The sequence below is a fragment of the Lacisediminihabitans sp. genome (assembly GCF_036404185.1).
GTDB lineage: Bacteria > Actinomycetota > Actinomycetes > Actinomycetales > Microbacteriaceae > Lacisediminihabitans.
On the sequence record NZ_DASWPB010000091.1, the window covers coordinates 1 to 2,689 of the forward strand.

The 2,689-nt window shown below is 66.5% G+C and carries 2 protein-coding genes; one reads left to right on the plus strand and one right to left on the minus strand.

The annotated features are described in order from the left end of the window. Nucleotides 1–79 precede the first annotated feature (79 nt). Nucleotides 80–1,813, plus strand: coding sequence for an MDR family MFS transporter (locus VGC18_RS05885; RefSeq protein WP_331095222.1), 1,734 nt, complete (start codon nucleotides 80–82; stop codon nucleotides 1,811–1,813). 83 nt (nucleotides 1,814–1,896) lie between these two features. Here VGC18_RS05885 and VGC18_RS05890 read toward each other — a convergent pair. Continuing rightward, nucleotides 1,897–2,689: site-specific DNA-methyltransferase (locus VGC18_RS05890; protein ID WP_331095220.1), on the minus strand; the 793-nt coding region annotated here is incomplete at its 5' end.

Here is a 2,689-nt window from a genome sequence, read left to right on the forward strand (position 1 = left end):
CCAAGAACGAGGTTTCATGTCACGCGCCGATTCGGCAAGAAAGATCTCGGCCCAGGCCGTTCGAGACTCCGGCGGCATCATGAGTCATCGCCAGATCCTGCTGGTGATCTACGGACTCATGGCCGGAATGTTCCTGTCATCCCTCGACCAGACCATCGTCGGAACGTCCATCCGGACGATCTCCGACGACCTGAACGGGCTCAGCCAGCAGGCGTGGGTGACGACGGCCTATCTCATCGTCTCGACCATCGCCACGCCGATCTACGGCAAGCTCTCCGACATCTTCGGCAGGCGCCCGCTGTTCATCTTCGCCATCTCGATCTTCCTGCTCGGCTCGATCCTCTCCGGGGTGTTCGCCACCTCGATGATCGAGCTCGCCGGCTTCCGCGCCATCCAGGGACTCGGCGCCGGTGGCCTCATGGCCCTTCCGCTCGCCATCATGGGTGACATGCTCGCTCCCAGGGAGAGGGCCAAGTACCAGGGCTACTTCCTGGCCGTGTTCGGCGTCTCGAGCGTCATCGGCCCGCTGATCGGCGGTCTGCTCGCCGGTGCGCCGTTCATCCTCGGGATCGTCGGATGGCGGTGGGTCTTCCTGATCAACGTCCCGATCGGTGTCATCGCGCTCTTCATGGTGCTGCGATTCCTGCACCTGCCGAAGCGCAGCGTCAACCGCAGCGTGCGCATCGACTGGTGGGGTGCTGCGACCGTCATCGTCGCCGTCGCACCGCTCCTCCTCGTGGCCGAGCAGGGCCGCGACTGGGGCTGGACCTCGGCCGGGGCATGGGCCTGCTACGTCGTCGGCGTCGTGGGAATCGTCGCCTTCGTCCTCGTCGAGAGGATGATGGGCGACGACGCGCTGATCCCGCTCAAGCTGTTCAAGAGCCGCACCTTCTCGATGGCGACCGTCCTCGGTGTGCTGGTCGGTTTCGGCATGTTCGGTGCGCTCTCCTCCGTGCCCCTCTTCCTGCAGATCGTGAACGGCTCCTCGCCGACCGAGAGCGGCTACCAGCTGCTGCCGATGATCCTCGGGCTCATGATCTCCTCGATCGTCAGCGGCCAGCTCATCTCCCGCACGGGGCGCTACCGCATCTTCCCGATCGTCGGGACGGCCTTCATGGCGGTCGGCTTCCTGCTCTTCACCCAGATCTCCGCCTCCACCCCGATCTGGTTCGTCATGATCGGAATGCTGCTCGTCGGCCTCGGCCTCGGCCAGCTGATGCAGACGCTGACGATCGCGAGCCAGAACGCGGTCGGACCGCGGGACATCGGTGTCGCGACCTCCGCGTCGACCTTCTTCCGCCAGGTCGGTGGAACGCTGGGTGTCGCCGTCATCTTCTCGGTGCTGTTCAGCCGTGTCCCCGACACGATCAAGCACGCCTTCGCGGAGCCGAAGCTGGCGGCGAACCTCAAGGCGGCGCTGGCCGACCCGAAGGTGCTCACCGATCCGGCGAACGCACTCATCCTCAAGGGCCTCAAGAGCCCGGCCAGCCTGGGCAGCGCGCTGAACGGCGACACCGCGTTCCTGAACACGGCCGACCACCGGCTGGCCGCGCCGTTCCTGCACGGGTTCGCCGACGCGACGACGGCGGGATTCTGGGTGAGCCTCGTCGTGATCCTCATCGCGTTCATCCTGAGCTTCTTCCTCAAGGCGACGCCGTTGCGTCAGAAGTCCGCGCTGCAGGAGGTGGCGGATGCCGACGCCGCGATCCTCGCCACCAGGGCCGCCGAGATGGTCGGCGCGCCCCTCGAGCCGAACCTCTCCACGCAGCAGAACCCGATCATCGATCCGACGAATCCCCCACGGGTCCCGTAGGCCGATCGGCTGGAATCACACGGAAGGGGCGCTCACCGCGATCGGTGAGCGCCCCTTCCTTGTGTGCCGCCCTTCGGCGTGGACTACCGGGCGGCCTGAACGAACTCGGCGTCGATGCCCGCCCGGTCCAGCCTGGTGCGGATGACGGCCATCGACTCCTCACCCTGGTCGACGAGGACGAAACGGCGGCCGAGGGCGGCCGCGACCGCGCCCGTCGTCCCGGATCCCGCGAAGAAGTCGAGCACCCAGTCGCCCTCGCGGCTCGAGGCCTGGACGATCCGGCGCAGGATTCCCTCCGGCTTCTGGGTGGGATAGCCGGTCTTCTCGCGGCCGGTCGGCGAGACGATCGTGTGCCACCAGACATCCGTCGGAAGCTTCCCACGCGCGACCTGTTCCGGGGTGACGAGTCCGGGTGCCATATACGGCTCGCGGTCGACGGCCGTCGAGTCGAAGTGGTAGCCGCCCGGGTCCTTCACATAGACGAGGATCGTGTCGTGTTTCGTCGGCCAGCGGTTCTTCGACTTCGCGCCGTAGTCGTACGCCCAGATGATCTCGTTGAGGAAGCACTCCCGTCCGAAGAGCGCGTCGAGCAGCACCTTGGCGTAGTGCGCCTCGCGATAGTCGAGATGCAGGTACAGCGTTCCGTCGTCGGCGAGCAGTCGCCAGGCCTCGGCCAGCCGGGGCTCGAGGAAGGTCCAGTAGTCGTCGAAGTCGTCGTCGTAGCTCATGAGATCACCGCGGATGCGCTCGTACTGCTGTCCCTTGAAGCCGCGGACGCTGCCGGATGCCGACCGCACGCTCGTCGTCGTCCGTCGCGTCTGACTGCGTCCGGTGTTGAACGGCGGATCGAGGTAGACGAGGGTGAACGCGCCGTCC

What these genes read in the sequence shown, in the direction of transcription:
- VGC18_RS05885 (WP_331095222.1), top strand. Translation starts at nt 80, where the DNA reads ATGAGTCATCGCCAGATCCTGCTGGTGATCTACGGACTCATGGCCGGA.